Source organism: Borreliella spielmanii (assembly GCF_014201705.1).
Taxonomy (GTDB): domain Bacteria; phylum Spirochaetota; class Spirochaetia; order Borreliales; family Borreliaceae; genus Borreliella; species Borreliella spielmanii.
The window spans coordinates 367,897-394,420 of the sequence record NZ_JACHFA010000002.1 but is presented as its reverse complement, the minus strand read 5'-3'; the positions used below and the strand labels follow the sequence as shown (position 1 = coordinate 394,420).

General features: G+C 28.0%; 28 protein-coding genes, 1 tRNA gene and 1 other RNA gene. 10 read left to right on the top strand and 20 right to left on the bottom strand.

Translation table 11 applies throughout. From position 1 onward, the window contains the following. Positions 1-48: 48 nt before the first annotated feature. The 4 genes from phoU to HNR35_RS04030 are packed head-to-tail and all read right to left on the bottom strand — an operon-like array spanning position 49 to position 4,633. Entirely contained in the window at positions 49-720 is a 672-nt protein-coding gene (gene phoU / locus HNR35_RS04045) for a phosphate signaling complex protein PhoU (protein ID WP_004790733.1), read from the bottom strand. A gap of 10 nt (positions 721-730) precedes the next feature. After that, positions 731-1,762, bottom strand: a complete 1,032-nt coding sequence (locus tag HNR35_RS04040; protein ID WP_183224086.1) for a tetratricopeptide repeat protein — start codon at positions 1,760-1,762, stop codon at positions 731-733. Continuing rightward, positions 1,759-2,160: a hypothetical protein gene (locus HNR35_RS04035; RefSeq protein WP_006434048.1), complete on the bottom strand. Its 402-nt coding sequence runs from the start codon at positions 2,158-2,160 to the stop codon at positions 1,759-1,761. The genes HNR35_RS04040 and HNR35_RS04035 overlap by 4 nt, the downstream gene beginning before the upstream one ends. Positions 2,161-2,185: 25 nt before the next feature. Beyond that, the gene (locus HNR35_RS04030; RefSeq protein WP_183224084.1) at positions 2,186-4,633 is read right to left on the bottom strand and encodes an AAA family ATPase; all 2,448 of its coding nucleotides are present in this window, start codon (positions 4,631-4,633) and stop codon (positions 2,186-2,188) included. A 118-nt stretch (positions 4,634-4,751) separates the two neighbouring features. Between HNR35_RS04030 and HNR35_RS04025 the strand changes: the two genes are divergently transcribed. Next, the gene (locus HNR35_RS04025) at positions 4,752-5,297 is read left to right on the top strand and encodes a ribonuclease HII (protein WP_006434056.1); all 546 of its coding nucleotides are present in this window, start codon (positions 4,752-4,754) and stop codon (positions 5,295-5,297) included. 18 nt (positions 5,298-5,315) lie between these two features. Here the strand turns inward: HNR35_RS04025 and bpuR are convergent, their stop codons facing one another. After that, on the bottom strand, positions 5,316-5,684 hold the full coding sequence (gene bpuR, locus HNR35_RS04020; RefSeq protein ID WP_183224082.1) for a transcriptional regulator BpuR: 369 nt from the start codon (positions 5,682-5,684) through the stop codon (positions 5,316-5,318). 149 nt (positions 5,685-5,833) lie between these two features. On the opposite strand from bpuR, the gene HNR35_RS04015 reads away from it, so the two are divergent. Beyond that, a tRNA-Gly gene (locus tag HNR35_RS04015) sits at positions 5,834-5,905 on the top strand. Between the two features lie 100 nt (positions 5,906-6,005). Here HNR35_RS04015 and ssrA read toward each other — a convergent pair. Beyond that, positions 6,006-6,367: a transfer-messenger RNA gene (gene ssrA, locus HNR35_RS04010) on the bottom strand. 109 nt (positions 6,368-6,476) lie between these two features. Here ssrA and HNR35_RS04005 point away from each other — a divergent pair. Both HNR35_RS04005 and HNR35_RS04000 read left to right on the top strand, forming a co-directional pair. Then, positions 6,477-7,151, top strand: a complete 675-nt coding sequence (locus HNR35_RS04005) for a queuosine precursor transporter (protein WP_183224079.1) — start codon at positions 6,477-6,479, stop codon at positions 7,149-7,151. A 76-nt stretch (positions 7,152-7,227) separates the two neighbouring features. Continuing rightward, complete coding sequence (locus tag HNR35_RS04000) at positions 7,228-7,917, top strand: queuosine precursor transporter (RefSeq protein WP_183224165.1); 690 nt, start codon at positions 7,228-7,230, stop codon at positions 7,915-7,917. Here HNR35_RS04000 and HNR35_RS03995 read toward each other — a convergent pair. Next, entirely contained in the window at positions 7,914-8,570 is a 657-nt protein-coding gene (locus HNR35_RS03995) for a TrmH family RNA methyltransferase (protein WP_183224077.1), read from the bottom strand. The genes HNR35_RS04000 and HNR35_RS03995 overlap by 4 nt on opposite strands. 81 nt (positions 8,571-8,651) lie before the next feature. On the opposite strand from HNR35_RS03995, the gene ung reads away from it, so the two are divergent. Further along, on the top strand, positions 8,652-9,323 hold the full coding sequence (gene ung / locus HNR35_RS03990) for a uracil-DNA glycosylase (protein WP_006434028.1): 672 nt from the start codon (positions 8,652-8,654) through the stop codon (positions 9,321-9,323). Between the two features lie 91 nt (positions 9,324-9,414). On the opposite strand, the gene secG is transcribed toward ung, so the two are convergent. The 8 genes from secG to trxA all read right to left on the bottom strand — a co-directional run bounded on the left by secG (position 9,415) and on the right by trxA (position 16,480). Beyond that, positions 9,415-9,768 carry a preprotein translocase subunit SecG gene (gene secG, locus HNR35_RS03985; RefSeq protein WP_183224075.1) on the bottom strand — a complete coding sequence of 118 codons (354 nt, stop codon included), beginning with the start codon at positions 9,766-9,768 and terminating at the stop codon, positions 9,415-9,417. 15 nt (positions 9,769-9,783) lie between these two features. Continuing rightward, positions 9,784-10,545 (bottom strand): triose-phosphate isomerase, encoded by a 762-nt coding sequence (gene tpiA / locus HNR35_RS03980; RefSeq protein ID WP_183224073.1) that lies wholly within the window; start codon positions 10,543-10,545, stop codon positions 9,784-9,786. 1 nt (position 10,546) lies between these two features. After that, a complete protein-coding gene (locus HNR35_RS03975) occupies positions 10,547-11,728 on the bottom strand; it encodes a phosphoglycerate kinase (RefSeq protein WP_183224071.1) in 1,182 nt (393 codons plus the stop codon). 25 nt (positions 11,729-11,753) lie between these two features. Then, complete coding sequence (gene gap, locus HNR35_RS03970; RefSeq protein ID WP_006434126.1) at positions 11,754-12,761, bottom strand: type I glyceraldehyde-3-phosphate dehydrogenase; 1,008 nt, start codon at positions 12,759-12,761, stop codon at positions 11,754-11,756. A gap of 71 nt (positions 12,762-12,832) precedes the next feature. Beyond that, positions 12,833-14,803, bottom strand: coding sequence for a tetratricopeptide repeat protein (locus HNR35_RS03965; RefSeq protein WP_183224069.1), 1,971 nt, complete (start codon positions 14,801-14,803; stop codon positions 12,833-12,835). Beyond that, the gene (locus tag HNR35_RS03960) at positions 14,800-15,579 is read right to left on the bottom strand and encodes a hemolysin family protein (RefSeq protein WP_006434133.1); all 780 of its coding nucleotides are present in this window, start codon (positions 15,577-15,579) and stop codon (positions 14,800-14,802) included. The genes HNR35_RS03965 and HNR35_RS03960 overlap by 4 nt, the downstream gene beginning before the upstream one ends. Further along, positions 15,580-16,047 carry an rRNA maturation RNase YbeY gene (gene ybeY / locus HNR35_RS03955; protein ID WP_006434084.1) on the bottom strand — a complete coding sequence of 156 codons (468 nt, stop codon included), beginning with the start codon at positions 16,045-16,047 and terminating at the stop codon, positions 15,580-15,582. 79 nt (positions 16,048-16,126) lie between these two features. Beyond that, a complete protein-coding gene (gene trxA / locus HNR35_RS03950) occupies positions 16,127-16,480 on the bottom strand; it encodes a thioredoxin (protein WP_183224067.1) in 354 nt (117 codons plus the stop codon). A gap of 73 nt (positions 16,481-16,553) precedes the next feature. Between trxA and HNR35_RS03945 the strand changes: the two genes are divergently transcribed. After that, positions 16,554-17,270: a 16S rRNA (uracil(1498)-N(3))-methyltransferase gene (locus HNR35_RS03945; protein ID WP_183224065.1), complete on the top strand. Its 717-nt coding sequence runs from the start codon at positions 16,554-16,556 to the stop codon at positions 17,268-17,270. A gap of 50 nt (positions 17,271-17,320) precedes the next feature. Here HNR35_RS03945 and HNR35_RS03940 read toward each other — a convergent pair whose 3' ends face one another. The 5 genes from HNR35_RS03940 to HNR35_RS03920 are packed head-to-tail and all read right to left on the bottom strand — an operon-like array spanning position 17,321 to position 22,315. Then, a complete protein-coding gene (locus HNR35_RS03940) occupies positions 17,321-18,322 on the bottom strand; it encodes a PASTA domain-containing protein (protein WP_183224063.1) in 1,002 nt (333 codons plus the stop codon). Between the two features lie 49 nt (positions 18,323-18,371). Next, on the bottom strand, positions 18,372-19,325 hold the full coding sequence (gene fmt / locus HNR35_RS03935) for a methionyl-tRNA formyltransferase (RefSeq protein ID WP_183224061.1): 954 nt from the start codon (positions 19,323-19,325) through the stop codon (positions 18,372-18,374). Next, complete coding sequence (gene def, locus HNR35_RS03930; protein WP_006434050.1) at positions 19,322-19,819, bottom strand: peptide deformylase; 498 nt, start codon at positions 19,817-19,819, stop codon at positions 19,322-19,324. Before def ends, fmt begins: the two co-directional genes overlap by 4 nt. 34 nt (positions 19,820-19,853) lie before the next feature. Next, on the bottom strand, positions 19,854-20,540 hold the full coding sequence (locus tag HNR35_RS03925; RefSeq protein ID WP_006434129.1) for a hypothetical protein: 687 nt from the start codon (positions 20,538-20,540) through the stop codon (positions 19,854-19,856). Continuing rightward, a complete protein-coding gene (locus tag HNR35_RS03920; protein WP_183224058.1) occupies positions 20,537-22,315 on the bottom strand; it encodes an aminopeptidase P family protein in 1,779 nt (592 codons plus the stop codon). The genes HNR35_RS03925 and HNR35_RS03920 overlap by 4 nt, the downstream gene beginning before the upstream one ends. A 113-nt stretch (positions 22,316-22,428) precedes the next feature. Here HNR35_RS03920 and HNR35_RS03915 point away from each other — a divergent pair, with 113 nt between their 5' ends. The 4 genes from HNR35_RS03915 to HNR35_RS03900 are packed head-to-tail and all read left to right on the top strand — an operon-like array spanning position 22,429 to position 26,523. Continuing rightward, entirely contained in the window at positions 22,429-23,310 is an 882-nt protein-coding gene (locus tag HNR35_RS03915; protein WP_183224056.1) for an HAD family hydrolase, read from the top strand. A 9-nt stretch (positions 23,311-23,319) separates the two neighbouring features. Next, positions 23,320-24,558 (top strand): aminopeptidase, encoded by a 1,239-nt coding sequence (locus HNR35_RS03910; protein WP_183224054.1) that lies wholly within the window; start codon positions 23,320-23,322, stop codon positions 24,556-24,558. 14 nt (positions 24,559-24,572) lie between these two features. Further along, positions 24,573-25,034, top strand: coding sequence for a divergent PAP2 family protein (locus HNR35_RS03905; protein ID WP_006434063.1), 462 nt, complete (start codon positions 24,573-24,575; stop codon positions 25,032-25,034). Positions 25,035-25,050: 16 nt separating this feature from the next. After that, entirely contained in the window at positions 25,051-26,523 is a 1,473-nt protein-coding gene (locus tag HNR35_RS03900) for a hypothetical protein (protein ID WP_183224052.1), read from the top strand. Position 26,524: the final 1 nt, after the last annotated feature.

Below are 26,524 nucleotides of genomic sequence, written 5' to 3'. Positions count from 1 at the left end.
TTCTTCTTATAAAAATTATTTAGATTAAAAAGTCTAAAAATAATGCCACTAGGTTAAATTTACTTTCTCACCTATTCTAATAAAATAGAGCAACTCGCCAATTGTTGCTACATGATCACCCACTCTTTCTAAAAAACTATTTAAAAATAATATGTTTAAAAGATAATCCAAATTTTCAGGATTTTTTTTCATTGCATCAACAACAATACTTTTTTGCTTTGAGAATAATTTATCTATTATATTGTCATACTTAACTATCTTTAATATTTTAGTAAAATCTCCATCAAAATACGCATCAAAAATATCAGATAACATCTCTTTAGCTGTATCGGCCATTTCTCTTAAAGGTTTAAAATACAGATTAAGAAAATCGAAATCGTCCAAATCTGATTCAAGAAGAAGAACAACTCTTACAATCTTAGTAGCATGATCTGCAATCCTTTCAAGAGAACTTATTATTTTAATAATTGCTAAAATTTCTCTAAGCTCTGTAGCAACAGGGTGCTCAGTCGCAATTATTCTCCCGCACAAATCCTCAATATCATATTGATAATCATCTATTATTTTTTCATCTTCATTGATTATTTTTTTAGCTAAACTTTTATCTTTAGATTCTAAGGCTATTAAAGAGTCATCTATAATTTTAAGCACACATTCTTTCATATCCCAAAGATAATCTTTTATTATTTCAAGTTGTTTAGTAAGCCTTCTTCGTATCATATCATATCTCCTAAAAAAACCGCTTTAAAAATAAATATCTTATCTTGGCTCTCTCGTAATAATCACTAAAAGGGTAATTATCAATAACTAATTGATAACAATGTAAAGCCTTTAAAAAATCTTTATGTTTACTCTCAGACTCATAAAGTTTTCCCAACAAATAATTATATTTATCTAAAAAGCTTGAATTAATATACTTAGGAAAGTAAAGAGAACTAAAGTTTAAAGCAAACTCATACTCCCCCTTTGTTAATAAGAATTCAAAGATCTCAAGATAAACACTCTCAGAAAAATCAATATTCTTTTCAACTAAATATCTGGTGTTCTCTAAGACCTCTTCTTTAATATTTAATTTTATACCAAGCTTAATTAAATCAAAAACAATGCTTTGAAAGCATCTGCTCTTCAACTTCAAATAATTTTCATAAGATTTTAAATAATCTCTATTTTTATAATAAATTTCCGCCTTTAATAAAATATATTTATCATCATTAAAATTATACTTATTAAGCAAATCTATTGCTCCTTTGTAATCATTTATATAAGATAAATTCAAAGCTCTGGTAACAACTTCTAAATAGGTTGGCTTAATACTGTCCCTTCCAAATTGAAGGTTATTGTTACTTCTGATGTCCTTATTCTTATCAGAGCCACCACCATATGGATTTTCAACTTCAAACTTCTTTGTAATTTTCAAGACAACTATTTTATTAAATTCCCTTGAATCTTTAACATTTTGGTAGCTGAAAATTAACTTAATTTTGCCTTCTTTTTTAAAAGTTTGAAAAGTAAAAACGGCCCCGTTCTCATAAGATTCTCCAATTAGCTTAATAAAAACTCCATTTTCATTGCTTTTGACATAAATCCAAGACTCATCTTTAAAAGAAAGGTTAAACTTTGAATTGGTATTTACATTAATATCTACTTCTCTACTGCTAAAGTCAAGCTCATAAGAATCACCTTGACTTATAAAAGTTGGCTCAGGACAAACTTCAAAAACAATAAATAGCAAACTTATATAAATCAAATATTTTTTAATCATTTGGAAATTTCTAAAATCTTATCTATTAATTTTTCATTCTCCTTCTCAATATCAATATTAAATAAATTTTCTTTTTTAATCCAAAGGTTTTTAAAAAAATTCTCATCAAGAAATTGATTTTTAATCAACCCATCAATAACCAAATTTTTATTTAAATTTTCATTGAAAAAATCGGGTCTTGGAATAAAAAAATCATCCATATTTAAAGACTCATTTAAATCAAAATAAAAATCTTCCATATCAACTAATTTAACCTTAGCGTCTAAATTATCTTCAACAAACTTTTGAGATTTCTCTAACATTTGTGTTGAATAGAAATAAGTAATACCTGAAACAATAAAAATCAAAAATATTAAAATTAAAAAATATTTTCTAAAACTAAACTTTCTATCTTGCATGCTAATTTCCTTAAATCTAACTTAATTATATATTAAACACCTTGCTTTCACCATTATCAAGCGTAATACCTATCAAATTTTCACCACCCTCAGAAACATATGCATTATGGGTTATTACTAAAAGTTGAATTTTTTTCCCCAATTCTTTTAAAAGTAAAGAGAGTTTTTTACTGTTCTCAAAATCAAGGGCTGCATCTATTTCATCAAGCATACAAAAACAAGCAGGGGAATAATAATAAAGCGCAAACAAAAAGGCCATACTAACTAAAGTGCTCTCACCCCCTGAAAGCATGTTGTTATTTTTAATAAATTTGTTTGAAAAATTTATTCTAATTTCAACATTATCGGAATTTTCATTATAAAAAAGAATGGCAGTTCCTTTGAAAATTTTTTTAAAAAAGTAAGAAAAATTTTTATTAATCTCATCAAATGATTCTCTAAATTTTTTATAAATCTCATTTTTTATTTTTTTTTGAAGCTTTTGTAATGAATTTTTTGAAAGCTTTAAATCTTCTACTTGTAAACTTACTTTTTCAAAACGATCCTTAGTTTCATCAAATTCTTTATCAATATTGAAAAATACATAATCACCTAGATTGATTGAATCAATCTCTTTATATAATAGCTCTCTAGTTACAAGATCCTCTTCCAATTCAAATTTATCAGACATTTTATTAGAAATATTGAAATTTTCTATTTCGCTCTTAATACTTACATTAGAATTCAAAAGAAATTCGTATTCTGTCTGTTTTTTTATATATTCATAATAATTAGTTTTTTTAAAATCATTTAAAAACCCTAAAGAGCTTAAATCTTTCTCCTTAAAAGACTCTTTGCTGGCTTTTGAAGTACTAATAAGATTGCTTAAACTAAGCTCAATATTGCTCTTTTCTAAATTTAAATTTTCAAACTTTAAATACAAATCCTTAAGCTCTTCATCAAGACTATTCTTAGATTCAAATAAAAATTCTAAATTACCATCTATAAGTTTGATTTCGTCCAAATTTTTAAATTTAGAAAGCTCTATATATTCAAGCTCTCCTAATACATCATTTAATTGAAGTGTCTTTTCTTCAATTAATCTTTCAATATTTGTTATCTCTTTAGCAATATTTGATTTTAAAGCATTTTTTTCAAGCAAAAATTTTTTTAAATTAATATTTTGATTGAAAATAGGCTCAATTTTATCCTTCAATAAAGCCAAAAGATTCTCATCTTTACTTATATATTTTATTAAATTTACTCTAATCTCTTTAATATATTTTATACTCAATGATTCTTCAAAAAGTTTAAGAGAGTCTAATATATTATCTTTTAATAAAACAAGCTCTTCTAATTTAGCATTCTTTAATACAGATATAATTAAATCAACAAGTTCAAAAAAACTTTTAGTATATCTATTAATCTCATCACTTAACGAAAAAAAATCATTTTTCTTTTCTTTAAGCAAGCTATTTAATTGATATAAATCGTTATTTATAGATTTTTTTTTATCTTCAAACTTACATTTACTCTTGACAAACTTATCTTCTAAATTTATCTTTGCCGTCTTTTCTTGCTCTAATTTTTGAATCTTAATCTCTAATCCTAAAATTTTAGATTTCATAAGCTCAAGATCCTTTTCTAATGCTTGAATATTACTAACAACATTTTTTTCTCTAAATGAATAAAATTCCAACTTTTCCTTAAAACCAGAAGACAAAAATCTACTCAAACCATCTAAATTTAATTTACCTTTTAAGACATTAATATCAAAATTAATATTAAAAAGCCTTTTTAATGTTATTGTTTTTTCTAAAGCTTCTAATTTTTGACTTAAATCTTGATGTTTTTTTCTCAAAAGGTAAACGCTTTTTATGTTGTCATACTTTTGCCTTAAATTTTCTTGCAAGGCCAACAAAGATGATAAATTTTGATTAGATTGCTTAAAATTTTTCAGAGCCTCTTCTTCTTCAATTTTTAAAACATCTATTCCACTTGCCTGTTCAATCAAAGATTTAAGATTTACATTTCTTCCTAAAGAAATGTCTTCAACCCTACCTTGAGTTATAAACATATAAGGTGATTTTTTAAACTGGAACCTATTCAAAAGTCTGCTGTAATCTTGGAAATTTAAAATTTTATTATTAAAATAATACTCGCTCGAACCATCCTTATAAAGACGCCTGCGAATATAAAACCCCCCCCCAAATTCCCTTAAAGTCGATTTTTCACCATCAATGTTACTAAAAAAAAGAGTTATTTCTGCAAAATTGGATTTTCCTAATTTTGAAACAGAAATTAAATCGGAAATATCTTCAACTCTTAAAAATTTTAAATTATCTTCTCCCATACAAAAACGAACAGCATCAATAAGATTACTCTTGCCGCATCCATTAGGCCCCACAATAAAACTTAAATTTTCACCTATTTCAAGCTCTTGTCTATTTAAAAAAGACTTAAATCCCAAAAGTGCTATTTTTTTTAAAACCAAACCAACTCCTAATTAAAATTAAAATTAAAATTAAAACCCAATTACTGATAACCAATTACTGATAAATCTACAATTCCATATTATAATAAATAAAAATATTTTTATAAAAAGGTCAATTATGATTTGCGGAATAGATGAAGTTGGAAGAGGCTGCATTTTTGGACCTATTCTAAGTGCTGCTGTAGTTTTTAAAAAAAAACCTAACTTTATAAAAGAATTGGATGATTCTAAAAAACTAAAAAAAGAAAAAAGGGAGTACCTATCCTCATTAATACTTGAAAATTCATATTATGCATTCGCTGAAATTTCAAATATAACAATAGAAAAAATAAATATTCATAACGCATCTCTTCTTGCAATGCAAACTGCATACGAAAACCTAAAATTAAATTGTAGTTTAGTATTTGTAGATGGCAAATTTGTTCCAAAAATAACAGCAAAAACTGTTAAAGCAATAATTAAAGGAGATTCAATAATAGATGAAATAAAAGCTGCCTCAATTATTGCTAAAGTTAAAAGAGATAAACTTATGGATGAATACGATAAAATTTATCCATTATATTTACTCAAAAAAAATAAAGGATACCCCACAAAAGAACATAAAAATGCAATAAAAAAACATGGGGTTTTAAGCCTTCATAGAAAAAGTTTTAAACTAATTTAAAAATATAAATAATAAAAATTAATAATCCTTCTTTTTAAATCTCCCGCCTGATAAATGAGTTTTCTTATGAAATTTAGAATCGTCTAATTTAGATCTCTCGTCATATTCACCATACCCTTTGTTATGCCTCATAGAAGAATCAACAGACCCTGTAGACACTTTCTGCTTAATAACCGCTATTGCCTTAAGCAAATTGGATTCAAACTCACTTATATTTTCTTCATATACAAAAATAGAATGCCTTTCAAAATCTCCACTTGGACTTCTTTTGCTCTCTACAATATTTAAAAAATAATCTCCTTTTCTATTTTCCTTGACATTAAAAAAATAAGTTCTCTCAGACTCTGTAAATAACTTCTCAGAGTATACTTCCCCTCTCTCTCCCATCAATTTCCTCCACACAAGTTTTTGTACTTGACTACATTTAAGTTAAATTAATTGTACTTATTTAAAAAAAAAAATGCTAGCTAAAAATAACATTACATAAATCTTATTGACATAAATTGATTTTTTTTATATAAGTAGAGTATTGCTCTGCGTCCTTCGTATAATGGCTATTACCTTAGCCTTCCAAGCTAATGATGTCGGTTCGATTCCGATAGGACGCTTTAAATAATAAACAATAATTACACAATTTCATTACACGCCTTCTAAATTTAGCAGTGCTTTTTAAGGATTGCATTTAAAGTGTAAATAAAAAAATAAAATACATGGAGATGGCGGGAATTGAACCCGCGTCCTAAAAACAATATTATAAGCTTCTACAAGCTTATCTAGCATTTTATTAAGCAATATGGTTTGGAAATACTAGCAAACCGCCAAATTGCTCTCAAGTATAAAAGTCCTTAAAAATCAACTTGAAAACATTTTTAAGCAAGCTTCGATGTCGAAAAGAGTATAAGTGAATCTCAAAGCCAAATTCAACAAAACTCTCTGCTAATTTAAGCAGCCATTACAAGGTTTGAGCTTGTAAAGTTATTATTTTTTGCATTTATTTTAGAAGTTTTAAGAGATTCCCTCTGCTTGCAACTTACAATATTAGCATTTTTAGTCAAATCCAAAACATCCCCTAGTGCAAAGCCATATTACCATAGTTTCAAAAAAACAACAATACTTCCTTATTTGCAAAAACTAAACTAAAATTTTATAATAAATCCGATATTACTAAAAGAGAATTTTATGTTTAATGAGATTTTATGGTTTGTTATGCTAATTACTACCTATTCATTCTTGACTATTATATTCCTTTTTTTTAAAAAAAATGGACTATTTGCGTGGGTTGCAGTAGCAATTATTACAGCTAACATTCAAGTTTTAAAACAAATCACAATATTTGGAATTAATGCTACATTAGGCAACATTATTTATGCATCGTCATACATTGCAACAGACATTCTATCAGAATTTTATGGGAAAAAAACTTCAAAAAAAGCCGTTTACATTGGATTTATCAGCTTCATTATCTTTGCGGTATTAACAAATGCTCAAGTTCAATTCACATCAAATAGAACTCAAGAAAATTTTAAAAGCTTAGAAAACATTTTCTCATCAATACCCGCTTTACTATTAGCTTCGCTTGTTGCATATCTAGTATCCCAATTAAACGATGTATATCTATATCAGTTTATTAAAAATAAATTTCCTAGATTTTTATTTTTCAGAACTAATGGATCAACTTTAATAAGCGGATTAATAGACACAATAATTTTTGTAAGCATAGCAACCTATTTTAAGGTATTTCCAAAGGAAGCTTTGCTAGATATAGTAATTTCCACATACCTAATTAAAGGTTTAGCAGGAATTTTGGGAACACCTTTTATATATGTTGCGAAATATATAAAACTTCAAAAATAAAAAAGTTAATTTAAACAAATAAAAAACTTTATCTAAGATAATTATTCTGGTAAAATTAAATGCTATGAATGAAGATATGTTTGACTTAAGCTTGTGGATAGGAGTGTTTCTCTTTACATACATAACCTTAGGGATTCTTTACCGATTTTTTGGGAAATCTGGTCTTTTTTGTTTCAATGCAATTATTTCAACAATATCAAATATTATAATACTAAGAAACTTAAAAACATTTGGAATATCTTTAAATTTATCGGGTATTACTTTTTTATCAGCATTATTCTCTTTAAACTTAATGGTAGAAAAATATAACAAAAAAGAAGCAACAAATTCCATAATATTAAGTCTTTTGTTAAACATAACTTTTACAATTATGCTTAATTTTATGATAGTATTCAATCATAATAAATTAGACACTGCTGACATTCATCTTAAAATATTGTTCAATAACTTTACATACATTTTAACAATATTAATTGGAACTTATGTACTTTTTTTATCTCAATATATAAACATCTTACTATATGATTATTTTAAACAAATAAAAATAAAATCTTTATGGATCATACATCCTCTATCAAGGCTAATCTCTGGATATTTAGCTAATTTACTAGTTTCAATATCTATAAATACAATATTTAAATTGTATCCTGAAACAAATAATATTGAACTTACAAAAGGTTCTCTAATTATTACATTAATAATAATTACAATCGATACCATTTTTTATCTATTTTTAAATTCTTGGAAAAAGATAAGAGAAGTTTAAAAATTAATAAGATTTTCAATAATTTGATAATTTTTAACAACTTGTCTATAGTATTTTAATCTCAAATTTGATTTTTCAACTTCATTTAACAAATAATCAACACCACTTTCTCTTAAACGAATCAATAAAGAATACATAACTATCGCAACAGCTACAGAAATATTATAACTTTGAGTAAATCCATACATAGGTATTTTCACACATAAATCAGCAGCTCCCAAGACTTCTGCACTAAGCCCCGTTAACTCTGTGCCAAAAAATACCGCCATTTTATTGTTAATTGGAAAATTTTCAAGATTTACTGATTGTTCATTTAAAGATGTAGCCACTATAATATATCCATTAGATTTCAACCTATCAATTGCAAGCTTAGTATTTTTATACTTATTTAAATTTATCCATTGTGAAGATCCTAAAGTAATATCTGGATTTAAAGTGCACTTATTATTTTTTTCAATAATATGAACATCGCTAAGCCCTAAAATTTCCCCTGTTCTAATAGTAGCACTTGCATTGTGGGGTTGAAAAATATCTTCAAGTACAAATGTTAAATAATTAGTGCGTCTACTTAATACTTCTTCAATCCTGGCTTTTTTTCCATCTGTAATAAATTCAGACAAAACATCTATTCTCTTTAATGCATCATTATCCATAATAAAAATCAAATTTCAAAAATAGTAAGGCCACTCTTTAATATATTTCAAATTACAAACTATTTCTTATATAATACAAAAATGATAGTAAAAATTGAAGAATCTTGGAAAGAAGTTTTAAACAATGAATTTAATAAAGAATACTTTAAAAAGCTCGTTAAGTTTATAAAACATGAATATAAAACAAAAAACGGGAAAATATTTCCCCCTCCAAAACTTATATTCAATGCTTTTAATTCTTTACCATTTAAAGACATAAAAGTGGTAATAATTGGACAAGACCCATATCATGGAAAAAACCAAGCAAATGGACTTGCTTTTTCTGTAGATTCAAAAATCAAAATTCCACCATCTTTACAAAACATATTTAAAGAAATAGAAAAAAGTTTAAAAATAAAACCCATTCCAAACGGAGATTTAAAAAGGTGGGCAATTCAGGGTGTATTTCTAATAAATACAATCTTAACAGTCGAGGAAGGCAAACCTTCTTCTCACAAAGACATTGGATGGGAAATTTTCACAGACGAAGTAATAAAAATAATTTCTAAAAATTTGAAAAACATTGTATTTATGCTTTGGGGCAATTTAGCAAGAAGTAAAAAAAAGCTAATCGACCCAACAAAGCATTTAATTCTTGAAACAAGCCACCCATCTCCATATTCAGCAAACAATGGATTTTTAGGATCAAACCACTTCAGCAGTGCTTTAGAGTACTTAAAAAAACACAATAAAAACAAAATAAACTTTCAATAAAAATTGATAAATTTAATAATAGTAATAATAGTTACGATTTAAAATCATTTTACGTAAAGAAAAACTCTCTACGTAAACTTCTATTTTTCTTTTATTTTTTTTCTTCAACTTTATTAACATTAGTATCTAATTCATTACTCTTCTCATCATCCCAAAAAGTTGAACTATTATTATTTTCCGTCTTTATGTCATTTAGAAAGCTATTATCTGCTCTTCTAGTGTTCATAAAAGATAACAAAACTACAAAAATAAAAAATAATGCTATAAAAAACCCAGTAATTTTTACAGCAACACTTGAAGATTTTGCCCCAAAAATAGAAGAACTACCACCTCCAAAAACACCGCCTATTCCATCACCCTGCTCATCTTGAATTAAAATTAAAAGGACAATAAAAATTGAAACAATAACAAAAATTATAAAAATACAAAATCTAATTAAATCCAAAACAAACCTCTTTAACTAACGAACATTATTAATTATAGATAAAAAAGATTCGGCCTTCAAAGATGCTCCACCTATTAAAGCACCATCAATATTAGGTTCATTCATAAGCTCTTTTATATTGCTAGCATTAACAGAGCCGCCATACTGAATTATAATATTATCTGAAGCCGATTTTGAATAAAGCTTCATAATCTCAAGCCTAATTGCCTTATGAACTTCTTCTGCCTCCTCTTTAGTTGCAGTTTTGCCCGTTCCAATTGCCCAAACAGGTTCATAAGCCAAAATTATTCTTTTAAGATCTGATTCAGAAACACAATCTAACCCCTTTTTAACCTGATTTAAAACAACATCTAAAGTTTTCCCAGAATCTCTTTCATCAAGAGTCTCTCCAACACAAAGGATTAAATACTTAAAAGAATGCTTAAGCCCTGCAAGAATCTTTTTATTTATTATTTCATCTGTTTCTGCTAAATACAATCTACATTCAGAATGACCAAGTATAACATACTCCACTCCAAATTCTAAAAGCATTGAAGGCGAAATCTCGCTTGTTCTTGCTCCACTTTCCATATAAGACATGTTTTGAGCACCAAGAAGGATATTACTACCCTTAATACATTCTGAAACCTTAGACAAAGCTGTAAATGGGGGAGTTAGCATTATTACAAAATCATCTTTTAAAGTTTTAACTTCAGTTGCAATTTGTTTTGCAACAATAGAAGCCTCTTCACTTGTATAATGCATTTTCCAATTTCCCGCTAAAAAAGTTTTTCTCACTTTACTTCTCCAAAACCTTAATACCTGGTAAAATCTTCCCCTCAAGATACTCAAGCGATGCACCACCACCTGTTGAAACATGGGTGATCTTATCAGATAAATTAAATTTATTAACAGCTGCAACAGAATCTCCCCCACCAACAACAGTTAACCCCGGACAAGATGCCACCATTTCAGCAACCTTTGCAGTTCCTTTTGAAAAGGAATCAAATTCAAATACACCAAGAGGACCATTCCATATTATAGTCTTAGCTGTTTTTACAACCTTTTCAATTTCTTTCAAAGTATTAACTCCAACATCCATACCAATCTTGTTTTCAGGAATATTAAAGGAATCAACATACTCAGGAGTAGAATTTTTATTAAAATCGTCCGCTACAATATGGTCAAGTGGTAAAATTACTTTAACGCCCAACTCTTTTGCCTTCCTTAAAAAAGAAGAAGCTGTATCAATATATTCAATCTCTAAAAGAGATTTCCCTATGGAATATCCCTTAGAATACAAAAAAGTATATGCCATCCCACCACCAATCACAACTACATTTGACTTTGATAAAAGCGATTCCAGTACTGCAATCTTTGAAGAAACTTTAGACCCACCAATAATCGAAACAAATGGCTTTTCAGGATTTTTTAATACTCCCCCAAGAAATTTGTCTTCTTTTTCCATTAAAAATCCACCAAAAGATGGCAAATACTCAGAAACCCCCACCGTTGAAGCGTGAGCTCTATGAGCTGCACCAAAGGCATCACTTACAAAAACATCTCCACTCTCAGAAAGTTTTTTTGCAAAATTTTTATCGTTTTTTTCTTCCTCTGCATAAAACCTTACATTTTCAAGCAATACAATATCACCATCCTTCATTTGCAAAGTACTATTTACAATTTCGCTTCCAATGCAATCAGAAAACATCTTAACATCCTGATCTAAAAGCTCTGACAATCTATTGGCAACAGGTTTAAGAGAATATTTAAGATTTTTCTTACCTTCTGGTCTACCCAAATGGCTCACAAGTACAACCTTGGCGCCTCTTTTTCTTAGATACTCTATTGTGGGCAATGCAGCCTTAATTCTAGTATCATCGCTAATATTTCCCTCTTTTAAAGGAACATTAAAATCACATCTTACTAAAGCTCGCTTGCCCGCAAAGCTATTAAAATCTTTTAGTGTTTTTATCCCCATTTTATTACCTTACAAGCATTTTTGCTTATTTTACCAATTTTTGAGCAAGATCAACCACTCTTGTAGAATATCCAAACTCATTGTCATACCATGACAACACCTTTGCAAATCCATTTTCAAGAACCATTGTTTCAAGGCCATCAACAATAGAAGAATGAGAATTTCCCTTTATATCTGAAGAGACAATTGGATCTTCTGTGTATCCTAAAATACCTTTAAGCTCAGATGTTTCTGATGCCTTCTTGAGAACAGAATTAATCTCTTCTTTTGTAACATCTTTTTTCTTGAGTTGAACTGTAAGATCAACAATTGACCCTGTTGGCACAGGCACTCTCATTGAAGTCCCATTCAATTTTCCCTTAAGCTCAGGCAAAACAAGTCCAACTGCTTTTGCAGCACCAGTTGAAGTTGGAATAATAGAAAGTGCAGCAGCCCTTGCCCGTCTAAGATCAGAGTGAGGAAGATCTAAAATTCTTTGATCATTAGTATAAGCATGAACGGTTGTCATAAGCCCTTGTTCAATTCCAAATGATTCATGAAGTACTTTTGCAAGGGGAGCCAAGCAATTAGTTGTGCATGAAGCATTTGACACAGCCTTTAAATCGGAATTAATATCATGATCATTTACACCAAGAACTATTGTTTTAATCTCGTCCTTAGCAGGAACTGTTAAAATAACTTTCTTAGCCCCAGCATGACTCACATGATCAAGATACCCCCCTTTATCACTAGTTGCTGATGAAAAAACACCTGTTGATTCAATTACAACATCAATTCCAAGCTTTGCCCAAGGAAGATTTTTTGGATCTCTCTCAGCAATAATTTTTATTTCTCTTCCATCCACAACAATAGCGCCATCTCTTGACTCAACTTTTCTATTATATACTCCAAAGGTTGAGTCATACTTTAAAAGATGTGCAAGAGTTTTAGGATCTGTTAAATCATTTATTGCCACAACATCAATTCCTCTTTCAAAAGCAATCTTAAAAACATTTCTACCAATACGACCAAAACCATTAATAGCCAATTTCATACAAAATCCTCCAATTTTTGATTTTATTATTACTAGAATTATTAAATCATAAATTAATAACAAGTGTCAAACTATCTTTTTACAATCACAGTTGCTCCTTCTTGAATATAATCTTTTAAAAACATAGAAGATTTTATAATACCTCTAGAAATATAATCACTTACATCCTCAATTAAAATCTCCCCCAAAATATCTGATTTTTTATAAACAATAAAACTAGAATCTCTAGTACCACTATTTAAAGCACCTTCTTTGAGAATCAAAAAAACATCACCCTTTACAACACTATTTACTTGACCGAGATTAATAAGAGCATCATCATTTTTAATTTGAAGAATCTTTCCTTTTTTTGGCAAATACTCATGAAAATCTTCAGAAAAAGAATTTAAAGCGTTACTCAAATAATTAACACCCCCCACATCATAAGAGAAAGAACCGACCTTAATCCCTGTTTTTCCTGAAAAAACATTTACTACTAAAGTAGCTGTGTTTTTCAAAATATCTGCCTTAAAATCAAAAATTAAAAATAAATCCAAATTATTATTTCTTGAATAAGAAAATCCTTCAGAAAAATTATTAATCAGATAGTCTTTATTTTTATTGTAATCAAAATTATAGTTAACTATTTCTATATTTAAGTTACGCTCAAGCACCCTTTCAGCGTATCTTAATATCAAATCATTTGCGCCAAAAAACTTATTCTCACTCTGAGTAAAAATAGCCATTTTATAAACCATTCTGTCATCGTAAAGTTTATTAAAATCAGCAATACTTTTATATCCGTATTTATAAAATAAAGACTTTCTAACATCAAAAGACACAACATCATAAAAATCCAAAATTCTAGAATCAGTAGAATTTCTCTGTTTTACTAAATAAAAAAGCTGCTCATAAGCCATAATATCTAAATTCATAAGCTTATATATTTTTGAAAGCAAAAACCTAGCACTATCATTATCAGGCCAAATATCAACAGCATTTTTTACATTAAACAATGCTTTGTTTAAATTCAAAGCTTTAAAAGCTTTAGACCCTTCATTTTCATAATGCTTAGAAATTTTAGCATTGGAATCATTTTTTAAAAAATTTCTAAAATTAGATGCAAAAAAACTCTCCTCAAGGGCAATATTGTAAAATTCTAAATCTTTTTTAAGATTTTTAGCTCGCTCTAAATTTAAAATAGCATTTTCAACATTCCCAAATTTCAAGTAAGAATACCCTAATAAATAATAAAGCTCATCAGAATCTTTATTAACCAAAATAGCTTTTTGTAATGCTTCTATTGCATCCTCATATTTAAATTCATGCAAATAAACAAGCGCAAGCAATCGATATGCATCAACAACTCCAAAATCCTTGTAAGAACTTTCAATCAAAGCTAAATAATTTAAAGAATACTTTTCAGCAAGCCCTAAATTATTAATGCTGATATAAAATTCAGCTACTCTTTTATGAAAATCTGGAAAAGATAAAAAATTTACTCTAACTTTATTTATTAAATGTCTAATCTTGTCATGCATTCCCAATCTCTGATAAATATCAATAAGATGCTCAAACGCACTATAATTATTTTGACTATAGTCAAGAATAGATAAGTAATAATTAGCAGCCGCTATAAATAACCCATTTTTTTCAAAAATTGAAGCAAGTCCAACCAAAGCATCAATATTATTTCTCTGTTTAATTAAAACCTCAGAATAGATTTTTTTTGCTTGATCAATTTTATTATTTTTTAATAATATATTCGCATAAAGAATTTTATACTCGATATCTTCGTTAGACATTTTATAAGCTTTTTCTATGAAAAATTGTGCTTGAGTATATATCTTAAGAGAATAATAAATTGATGCAATAAATTTATAAGCTTCATAATAATTGGGATTAATTTTTATGGCCTCAACAAGCTCGTCAATAGCATCATAATACCTTTTAGATAAATAATACTCATTAGCCTTTTGATAATGCCCTAATGCTGTAGTATCACTGCCCAACAGAACACCAAAATTAAAAAGGAATAACATTAAAAATCGATTAAAATTCATAAACCTTCCTTCTCGGAAATCTTTATCACCTTAATATTTCTTTGATGCATATTTTTAATCGAAAAAATCAAATTGCCATATTCTACCTTTTCATTTTTCAAAGGAATCCTCCCAAAAAGATCGTAAACGAAACCACCTAGGGTATCAAAGTCCCCATTTGGCAAATCTAAATTAAGCTTTTCATTTAAATCTTCTATTAAAATTCTAGCATCACAAAGATAAGACCCATCATCAAGTCGAACTATTTCATCAAGCTCATTGTCAAATTCATCCTGAATGTCGCCCACTATCTCTTCAAGAATATCTTCAAGAGTTACAAGCCCTGAAACTCCACCATACTCATCAACTACAATTGCAATATGAACATGATTTTCTTGAAATTCTTTTAAAAGAGAGTCTGTTTTTTTGCTCTCAGGGACAAACATAACCTTTCGCATAATATCTTTTAAATCTATTTCGTAGAAATCTTTTTTACACATATGCAATAATATGTCTCTTGTATGAATTATCCCAACAATATTGTCAATAGTACCATGATATACAGGAAATCTTGAATGGCTACTAGATGTTACAACCTTTAAAAGCTCGTCTTTGCTCTTAGCATAATCAACAAATATAACCCCTATTCTGGGAATCATAATCTCTTTTACAATGGTCTCTTTAAGAGCATTGAAATTTTTTATCAAAGAAGTCTCAATATTCGACTTATCTTCAAGATCATTTTTGGGGCTTCCTTTTTTCTTCTTTTTGTTTTTAAAATTAAAAAATCCCAACATCTAAAATACCCTTTTATTTTTTCTTAAGATATTTTCTTGAAGAATCAACATACCTTCCTTTTGAAAATCATTGGTTTCATGTTTATATCCCATTAAATGTAAAATACCATGAATAGTGACACGTTGAAGTTCTTCATAAATTTCAACATTAAACTCTTGAGCACTAAATTTTAAATATTCAAAAGAAATTATAAGATCTCCTTGTATTTTATAATTTATACCATCAACTAAACCTTCGTTAACTTCATTATCTTCATTATAATTAAAAGAAAGAACATCGGTTGGCTCGTTCTTGTTTCTAAATTTATTGTTCAATTTTTGTATATAAACATTATCACAAAGAATAACTGAAAGTTCAAAATCACTAATAGAAAGAGTATTTAAAACAGACAAAATAAAATCATAAAAAATACTAAGATGTTCAAATTTAATATTTTCTACTAATAAATTCAAATCGAATTTGGACAAATTAACTATACCTTAGAATAATCCACATATAACTTACAAATATACAATTGCTATAAATTAAATTATTTTAATTTGCAAACTAAAAACCAAAAAAATCCTTAATTATATTTTCAAAAGCATCTTCTTGTAAAAAACCAACAGAAACCTTCGGTTTGCCATCAATAGGAATAAAAAAAATAGTTGGAAGGCTTTTCACTCCAACAACAGAAGTAATATCTTGTTCTTTGTCCGTATCTACTTTGTAAAAATCAATACTATTCTCGTACTTTTTAGAAAGTCTTTCAAAAATCGGCGAAAGCATTCTACATGGCCCACACCAATCAGCATAAAAATCAATTATTGCAGGCCTATTGCCTTTAAAACTCCACTCTTTATTATTCTTATAATCAAAAACTTTAGCAATAAAATCCTCTTTAGTTAAAGAAATAGCCATATATCCTATATGCCCCCCTATCGACTTAAAATTATATCACAAATACAATATTAATAATAAGGAATTATAAAAAATGAATCTAATGTTAATAACTTGTAATGAATTTAAAACAGGAATTTCGCTCAATGACGCCAGAGCAGAACATCTTGTTAAAATCTTAAAATTAAAAGATAACGATAAATTTAAATTTGGCATTCTTGGAGAAAAAAACATTTACCATTGCATTTATAAAAAAGATAAAAAACTATTTTTCAAGAAAATCTTTAAAATAGAAGAATCTAATAAACCAAAAAATTTAAGTGTACTAATTGGAATAATAAGGCCAATTGTTGCCAAGAGAATCATAAAAGAACTTGCTAGCATTGGAATATACGAAATAATTTTCTTTAACACCGAACTTACTGAAAAATCATATTTAAATTCTAAAATCTTTAAAAACAATAATTATGAAAAACATTTAATAGCTGGAGCAATGCAAGGGGGAATAACGTACTTACCAAAAATAAAAATTATGAAAAATTTGCAAGCCAGCCTTAAATATATTAAACAAGAAAATTTTGAAATAAAAATATTGCTTGAAAAAAATAGCAAAAAAAAATTAATTAATATAGAGCAAGCAAATAATGCAACCATTATTGTGGGCTCTGAGAGAGGGTTTACAGAAAAAGAAAAACAATTAATAATGCAATATAATTTTTCCCCTTGCAGTATATCATCAAACATCCTAAGAACAGAAACAGCAATAATTGCTGCATCTATTATTACTGCCTTGAAACTAATTAGTATATGATTTTATGTTGGAATTTTTTGATTATTTTAAATCAATCCATTTAAACATAATCAATTTATAACTGTTTGATTGATAAGCTTATCATAAATATAAAGTTCGATCGCAGAGCCTTTGTAAACTTCATAGGGCAACTTAATCAACCCTCCTTTTGACTTGAAGGAATAAATTAAAGAATTTTCACCATCTAAACCTTTTAGCCTAACAGATACATCAACATAAGATGGATGTTGTTTTAATTTATAAGTCAAAATTCCAAAAACAATTTTATTGTCAACCTTAGGCTTTGCAATAGTAATTGTAATTTTATCTGACTCATTTATTTTAGTTCCAGGTGGAATAGACTGAAAAACAATATTTCCAAAATCGCCTGTGTTTACCAAATTAATGTCAAAGCTAATACTATCATTCAAAAGAGAAACAATCGCATCTTTATAATAAATTCCAATATAATTCTTAACATGTTTATCTAAACGATCTTTACCCTTACTAATTAAAAATTGCAGATCTGTTAAACTTGATATTTGGGTACCTGGTGATGGATTTTGACGAATTATTATACCTTTTGGTAATTCACTCTCAACCTCAAGAGGCTCAACAATATGATAAAGTAATTTGGAATTATCAAAAGAATTAGCTTTTAAATTAATGGTAACATCGTCAATATTTTTGCCAATAAAACTATCAACTCTGTTTATTATAGCCCCCTTGCTAATAAAAATTATAACCTTATTGCCATGCCTTAAAACAGTTCCTGGTTTTGTACCCTGCTCTATCACTTTTCCTTTGTCAAGAGCACTTGAAGAAAATTTAAATTCAATGTGGGGAATCAACTCTTTTCTCTGTAATTCAATAATAGCATCTTCAATGGTAAGAGAATAAAGATTTGGAACAACTACAATCTCCTTATTTTCTAAAACCATAAAGAAAATTGTAAAAGAAATAATTAAAGATCCAAAAATAATCAAAAGCAATGCCTTGATTGTGGTTTTGGACAAAATTTCATTATTACAATTTCTGCCACCCTGAATCAGATCTAATTCATTTTTCAACAATTGACTTCCATTAGAAAATTTATTTTCTAAATTGTCATTATTATTAAAACTAATATATCCCTCCTCTTATTGAAGAAAACACGTGTCCTATTAGCTGCCTGCTCCCATTATAAAAAGACTTATAATCTAAAACCCTTCTTCCGGGCCTTTGAATTTCTAAGAGCAAAAGAATCCCTTCCCCGGTATTAACAAATAATCCTTTTTCAGGATCAAAATCAACAATTTCTCCTACTTTTTTCTCTTTATATAAATCTATTTTCAAAAAATCAGCACGATGAAAAATAATATCGCCATAATCAAGAAGCCTAGCTCTTGCAAGTGGCCAAGGATTGCATGCATTAATTCTGTTTTTAATCTCAAATGCACTTAGATTAAAATCTATAAATCCCGATTCTTTTTTAAAAAAAGAACAAAAAGTGGCTTCACTAGATTTTTGAGGAATTCCCAAAAAACCCTTGCCAATTTTTTCCAAAGCTTCTAAAACAAGTCTTGGGCTAAGATTTGATACAAGTTTTGAAATATCATAGCTTGTATCATAAGATTTTATTTTAAAATTTTTCTGCACTAAAATATTCCCACTATCCATTTCCAAAGCCATACTCTGAACAGTAATACCGCTAACACAATCGCCATTTAAAATTGCAGATTGAATAGGAGAAACACCTCTATATTTGGGCAAAAGAGAAGGATGAATATTAATACAACCCTTTGGGAAAATATCTAAAAATTCTTTTTTAAAAATCTTGCCATAAGAAAAAACTAACATTAAATCTGGATTCAGGTCTTTAATTAAACTTAATGTATTACCATCAAGAACCAAAGAATCAAAAACTTTAATATTCTTAGAAACAGCCTCTAACTTTATTACATTTTGACTTAATTTTTGTCCTCTACCTTTAGGCTTATCGGGCAAGGTTAAAACTCCCACCACTTCATAATGCCTTACAATCTCCTTAAAAACTTCTAAAGCAATAGAAGAAGAGCTTACAAAAAATATTTTCATTTTGCCTTAAGACCTCTTTCCTTCATATAAGGCTTTAATAATTTCTTTTTTATCCTTTCTTCGTAATAATCAATAAAAAGAACTCCATTCAAATGATCCATTTCATGTTGAATAATTCTTGCCAAAAAATCAGAATTTTCTATAGTAAAAGATTTTCCATTCTCATCATAAAAATTTACCACAATAGTCTTGGGTCTCATTAAATCATAATAAACTCCCGGTATACTTAAACACCCTTCTTTATAAGAATTAAGCTCATAGGAAGTTTCTGTGATTAAAGGATTAATAAAAACCAAAGGCTTTGCCATTTTATTCTCTCTAACTACAAAAAGTGACAAATCAAGGCCTACCTGGGGAGCAGCAAGTCCAACTCCACTACTAATATCCATTAATTCTATCATCTTTTTTGCATAATCTCTAATCTTATTATCAATATTATCAATTTGTTTTGTCTTAACACGAAGTAAATCATTAGGATAAAATACCATTTCCATAAAAACTCATCCCCCCTTTCAAACAAAAAAAGACTTATTTTATTTTTCCAAAAAGCTTCCACTCCTCATTTCCTAATAATGAAAAATAAATATTACCGGTCCTAGACTTAGGAATAGCATAAAGCTTGTTTTCATCAATATCTTTAAAAACCAAAAATTCTTTAAGGTTTGTATCAAAAAGATCAAGCTTTCTGTCCTTACCATTAAACTTTAATCGCCAATCACCTTTTAATGTTTTGTAAAAAAAAATTCTCTCATCAAGAGTATTAATTTCATAATTTTTTTGCTTTTTTAAAATACTTGTTGATTTTATAGCCCCCATAACATAGCTTAAAAAATCCTTATCAAATTGAATACTGTTTAAAGCAGTTCCTGTATAAGCCACCTTTATTTGCTCATTCTTAGAATCTACAAAAAAAATAGTTGGACTTTTTTGTAGATTGATTTTATTAAAAATTTCATTATCCTTATCTATAACTAAAAGAACATTTTTTTTAGATACCGTGTGAATAATTTCATCATTCCTAAAAGAATTTAAAAAATCTTTTATTAAATTTTCTTTAATATCTCTGCCAACCAAAATTAAAACATTTTTATTCAATTTTTGAGCTTTTTTAATTGCAATATCGTAAGAACTCTCAAAAATAATATCTTCTGAAAAAGAAAACAAGTCTAAAAATCCTTGATTCAAAATCATTAAAAATGTAATTATAAATCTCATATTTTACTTGTCAGCTTTGCTAAAAATTCCAACTCCTCTTCATCATCAAAATACTCTTTTAAAGTTAAAAACACACATTCATGATAATTATTGATATAATTTAACTCATCTTCTGAGAGCATCTCTTTTACTATCAATTCTTTTTCAAAAGGAACAAGAGTTAAATTCTCAAACTCTAAAAAAGATCCAAAATCATTTGTAAAAGCTTGTCTTACAAAAACTAAATTTTCAATCCTTATTCCATGACTAAATGTTCGATAAAGACCGGGTTCAATTGAAACCACCTCAGACCCTTTAAATAAATAACTAGAATTAGGACTAATCGAAACTGGAAGTTCGTGAACATTAAGAAAAAACCCAACACCATGCCCAGTGCCATGAATAAAATTCAACTCATTTTTTAAAAGCGGCAATCTACAAATTCCATCAAGAAAAGCCCCTGAAGACCCATATGGAAACTTTAAAGAAGCAAGACTAATAAAAGCCTTAAGAACCAAAGTATAGTCACGCTTTTCTTCACTAGAAGCACTCTCTATTAGAAAAACTCTTGTAACGTCTGTCGTACCAAGTCCAAAATACGAACCTCCAGAATCAATCAAAATAAGACCTTTGGTATTTATTTTTTTACCTTTTTTAGGCTTATAATGAGGGAGGGCTCCATTCTCTTTAAAACCAACTATCGAATCAAAGCTAGAACTAAAAAAATGTTTATTCAATTTCCTAAAATGCAAAAGCATATCAGAAATATCTATTTCATCTAATTCGGCTAATTCAACCTTACTTAGACTTTTAAATTTACGTAAAAATTTAATCAAACCAATAGCATCAATAATATGCGCTTCTTTCATCTTAAGAATTTCATAATCGGTTTTTACTGCCTTAAGGTTGCTTATAATACTCTCTCCAAAAACGATATTAGCCTCACCAAGAACTTTTAAAACCTTGACATTGGTATAAAATGAAACAAAAAATTTTCCCTCGTGTTTTATTCGATCTAGAAAACAGTAAAAATCACTATAAGGCTCTATTTTAAAATTCTCCATTCCAAGTGTTTCTTTAAGCCCCAAATCAAGTTTTTTTGTATCAATAAAAAGAACGTTTTTTTGATCTTCATTCCTAGATATTAAAAGAAACGAATAAAACAATGCTGACTTTTTGACATCTGACCCTCTTAAATTCAATATCCAAGCAATCTCATCAAGAGCAGTAATAACATAAAAATCTGCCAAATTTTTTTCTAAGATCAAACAAATAGATTTAATCTTTTCAGCTCTTTTATTATTTTTCTCAACATCAATCAATTCAACTATATAACTAAACTCAAGCTGAGGTCTAGATTTCCAAATTAAATCAATTAGATCTTGATTTAAAACCTTGATATTTGTATTTTTGCATTTTTCACACAACTCTTTATAAAACTTTATACTAATCTCATCAGAATAAATTCCAAGCTTTAATCCTTGTAAATTTAGATTTATATACGTAAAAACATCAGGAAATCCTTTTACCCCAAGCTTTATTAATGTAACTTCAGTTCCTTCAAGTTCTTGATCTGCCTGTAAAAAATACCTACCATCCGTGAAAAGAACTGCTTTGGATAATGTTACAATTACCGTACCAAAACTACCAGAAAAGCCTGTAATAAACTTGCGAGTACTATACCTTTCATGAGAATATTCACTAAAATGGGGATCATATCCTGCCACCAAATAAGCATCAACTCCATTTTCCCTCATATGATCTCTAAGCAAATCTAATCTTTTATTAATATCCAAAAAAATACCCTTTATAAAATCTATTAATACCAGTATACCAAATAATTATCAATTTAAAAAAAAAAAATTATTTGATATAATTTAGCTTGAAATTAACCCCTAAAGGATAAAATATGAAAAATATTAAAGCAGTTGCATCTGATCTTGATGGCACTCTTTTGCTATCAAAAAGCTATATTGGAGCCTTTACAGAACTTGTAATTAAAAAATTAACAAAAGAAAAAAAGAAATTCATAATAGCAACAGGAAGAAGCAAGAACGAAATTATTCAAATTACAAAAAAAATAGATCAACTGCAAGTTTCATTTTTCATTACATTAAACGGAGCAAAAGTTTACAACCAAAAATGGGAATTGATAAAAAGTCATAATTTATCTCCTGAAGTGGTAAAAAAGATTTTAAATTTAAGAGACGAAAAGTTTAGTCACATACCTCATTTTTTACATAAAGCAGATCAATACGACGACCAATTAAATATTGACATCAAGACTAAAATTGCAATCGATCAATGCCAAAAATTTAAAAAAGAATCTAATGCCTTCAGACATGAAATAATTAGTCCAATTAATAAAATTCAAGAAATTAAAGACTTTAACGAGTTTAAAAATTTTGAAAATGTTGCAAAAATAATATTAGCTGGCAGAGAAGAAAGCCTAATAGAATATGAAGCTATGATTTTAGACAAATACAAAGGAGAAATAAATGCATACCTTTCTACTCCAAATTCGCTAGAAATTGTAGACCACAAAGTTTCAAAAGGAAAAGCATTAAAAGAGGTTCTTAAAACTATTAATATTGATTTAAGCGAAACCATAGCTTTCGGCGATGGATTTAATGATACTGATATGCTAGAAAATGTAAAAAAAGGATTACTAATGGGAAATGCAAATTATAGATTAAAAACAATGCTACCTTACTTAGAAGTAATAGGAACAAATGACGAAGAAGCTGTTGCAAATTATATTAATGAGAATGTTTTAGAAGAACCTATTTAGGAGGAATAAATGGAGAAAGATTTAATAAAATACGCAGAACTTATAATTTTAAAGGGAATTAATTTGCAAAAAAATCAATGTGTTTTAATTCAAGGTTCAATCGAAAATTACAATTTTTTGCAAATATTAGCAAAAAAAGCTTATGAATATGGAGCTAAGTATGTCAAGCTAAATATTAAAGATATTAATATTTTAAAATCAAGATTAAAATTTTCACAAGAAAAAAACTTGGAATTTATTCCAAATGCCGAAAAAAGCTTTTTAGAGGAAATGGTTCAAGATAAATGGGCAAGAATAAATGTCGATGATACAGAAAATTTTGAAGACTTAAAAGATAGCATAGGTCAAAAAATGTCAATTTATCAAAAAGCATTAAATCTAGCGAGCAAAACCTTATCACAAGCAATAATGAGCAACGAAATAGCCTGGTGTGTTGTTTGTTCACCAGGTCCAAAATGGGCTTCCAAAGTTTTAAATAAAAAAGAAGGAAATAAAACTTTAGAAGAATTTTTCGAAGTACAAAAGAGAATATTGTTACTTGATAAGGAAAATCCAATAAAAGAGTGGGAATCCCATGGAGAAAAACTTCACAAAAGATGTAAAATATTAAATGAACTTAACCTAGAAAAGGTAATTTTTAAAAACGAAAAAACAAACTTGGAAGTATATTTGCTTGAAACTTCTCTATGGACAGGTGGAAGCGAGAAAATTAAAGAAACAGAAATAGAATTTAATGCTAATATACCAACAGAAGAGGTTTTTACAACTCCAAACTATAAAAAAACACAAGGCATTGTGTACGCCACCCGTCCTGTCATGGTGCTTGGAACACTAATATCTGGGATATGGTTAAAATTTGAAAATGGAAAAGTAGTTGACTTTGGCTGCAATGATGAGAAACAAAAAGAAATATTAAAATCACATATTGAAACCGACATTCAAGCAAAATATATAGGAGAAGTAGCACTAGTTGATAGTAGTTCTCCTATTTATCAAAGCAATCTTATTTTTTACAGCACATTATACGATGAGAATGCAAGTTGCCACATAGCACTCGGAGCAGCATATCCATCTTGTTTAAGCAACGAAGGGGATTTAAAAACCGACACCGATAAACTAAATTACGGATGCAACGTTTCATTAATACATACAGATTTAATGATTGGAAGCAATGACTTGGATGTTATTGGTGTGGGCAAAAATGGAAAAGAATACATAATAATAAAAGCTGGTAAATTCGCAATATAAAAGGAGGTTTAATAATGATAAGGGCATTGCTTACCAATGATCTTTTTTTATCTTGTCTTGTATCAGGAATTTCTGCTCAAATAATTAAATATGGTATACAAACCGTAAAAACAAGAAAGCTAAAGCTAACTCCAACACATCTTTTAAAAAAAATCTTTTTAGAAACGGGGGGCATGCCAAGCAGTCATTCATCAACAGTCACCGCTCTTTCAACCTCAATTGCACTAACTGAAGGAGTAGGTACAAATTTTATAATAGCTCTTGCCTTTGCCCTTATTACAATAAGAGATTCTTTTGGCGTAAGATATATGTCTGGGGTTCAGGCAGAATATTTGAATGCATTATCAGAAAAATTAAAAAAAGAAATAAAAATTGACACAACAAAAATAAAAGTGGTCAAAGGGCACAAAAAAAAAGAAGTTTTAACAGGCATAATAATAGGAATAGCCTCCGCATATATTGTATGCTATTTATAAAACAGGGAAAAAATAAATGGTTCGTTTTTTAAGTTTTTTATGTTTAATTACAACAATACCACTTATCAATTCCTGCAATGTAGCTCAGTTTGGGGATTACAACCCATTATATTTTACAAATGAAGCCGATCTAAAAACTGCTAATGAATATATAAATTCACTAGGATATAAAACAATCTCAGAATATACAACAAAAATTGACATTTTAGACTTTCCCGAAAATAAAAAAATCACAATAAATGAAATAAATAAACTCAACAATCTTGACCTGAGGAAAAATATATTTTTAAAAAAACTCCCCAATCTTTTCAACGTAGAAGATAAAAAACTTCTATATGTTGAAAACAGGTTTAAAACTATAAATTTTAAAAAACTAAAAAAAGATCTCAATATCAATGTTGACATGCATTCTCTTGACTACAAAACAAAAATTAATTTCATTTCGAGCATAATATTTTCAATCACAATAATTTTATTAATTTTTCTAGACCCAAAAAACTCTATATTTACTTTAATTTTTCTATTAATTTCATCACTTACTTTTGTAATAAGCAAAGAAATAATGTATTTTTATCCATTTACAGTTCTCTCTTATTTGTTATATTTAATAATCAATAATTTTAACAAAAATTACAATAAAATATATTTAAAAGAAATAAATTTTTTAACACTAATAACAAAAATCAAGCACTTATTATTTTTGTTTATATTCGCAACTCTATATTTCGTTATAATTGCAACCTTTTTTACTACAAATATTGATCCAACTTTGATTGCATTTGTTGCAATACCAACCCTTTGTATTTTCCTAATCTTCAGCTGGATTAAAACAGAAAGCAACTTTAAAGATACATTTTTATTCCCGATCGAAATTAAAGAGAGAACAAAAGAAGAAAAAAAAGCTTTAAAATTTAAAATAGTAATACATCTACTGCTATTTACATTCTCATTAATACCATTCGCCTATTCAAGCTACATGCTAAACTCTTATAAAAAAATCAACTACCTTTACAGTAAAAAGTTAAACTATTTTGATTATTTAAATCCTAATAATATTTATATAATGCTAGGATATAATAAGAACATACCCAATATTGTGGGATACCTATCCCATATCATTTATCAAAACGAACTAAAGTACAATATTACCGCTAAATATGGAAAAATTCCTAAAGATATAAAAGAAAATTACTTTGAAATCAAAAACGACAAGATAGAAATTAATTCTAAAACTGTTTATGAAGTAAACAGATCATTTATTGACGAAACCCTTAAAAAAGATCTTTCAAGTCTGTTTTTAAAAAATAAAAATCCAATCTTAATATATAAAGAAAACAAGAATAATATCAACATAGACAAAAAAAATTACAAAATGCTCTTCTTATTCTCTTTGCCTTTCTTTGTATTGCTATTTCTATTTAAAGCAATAAGATTTACAATTCTTTTAAACATAAATGAAAAAACCTATAAAAAATACATTCAAGGATAAA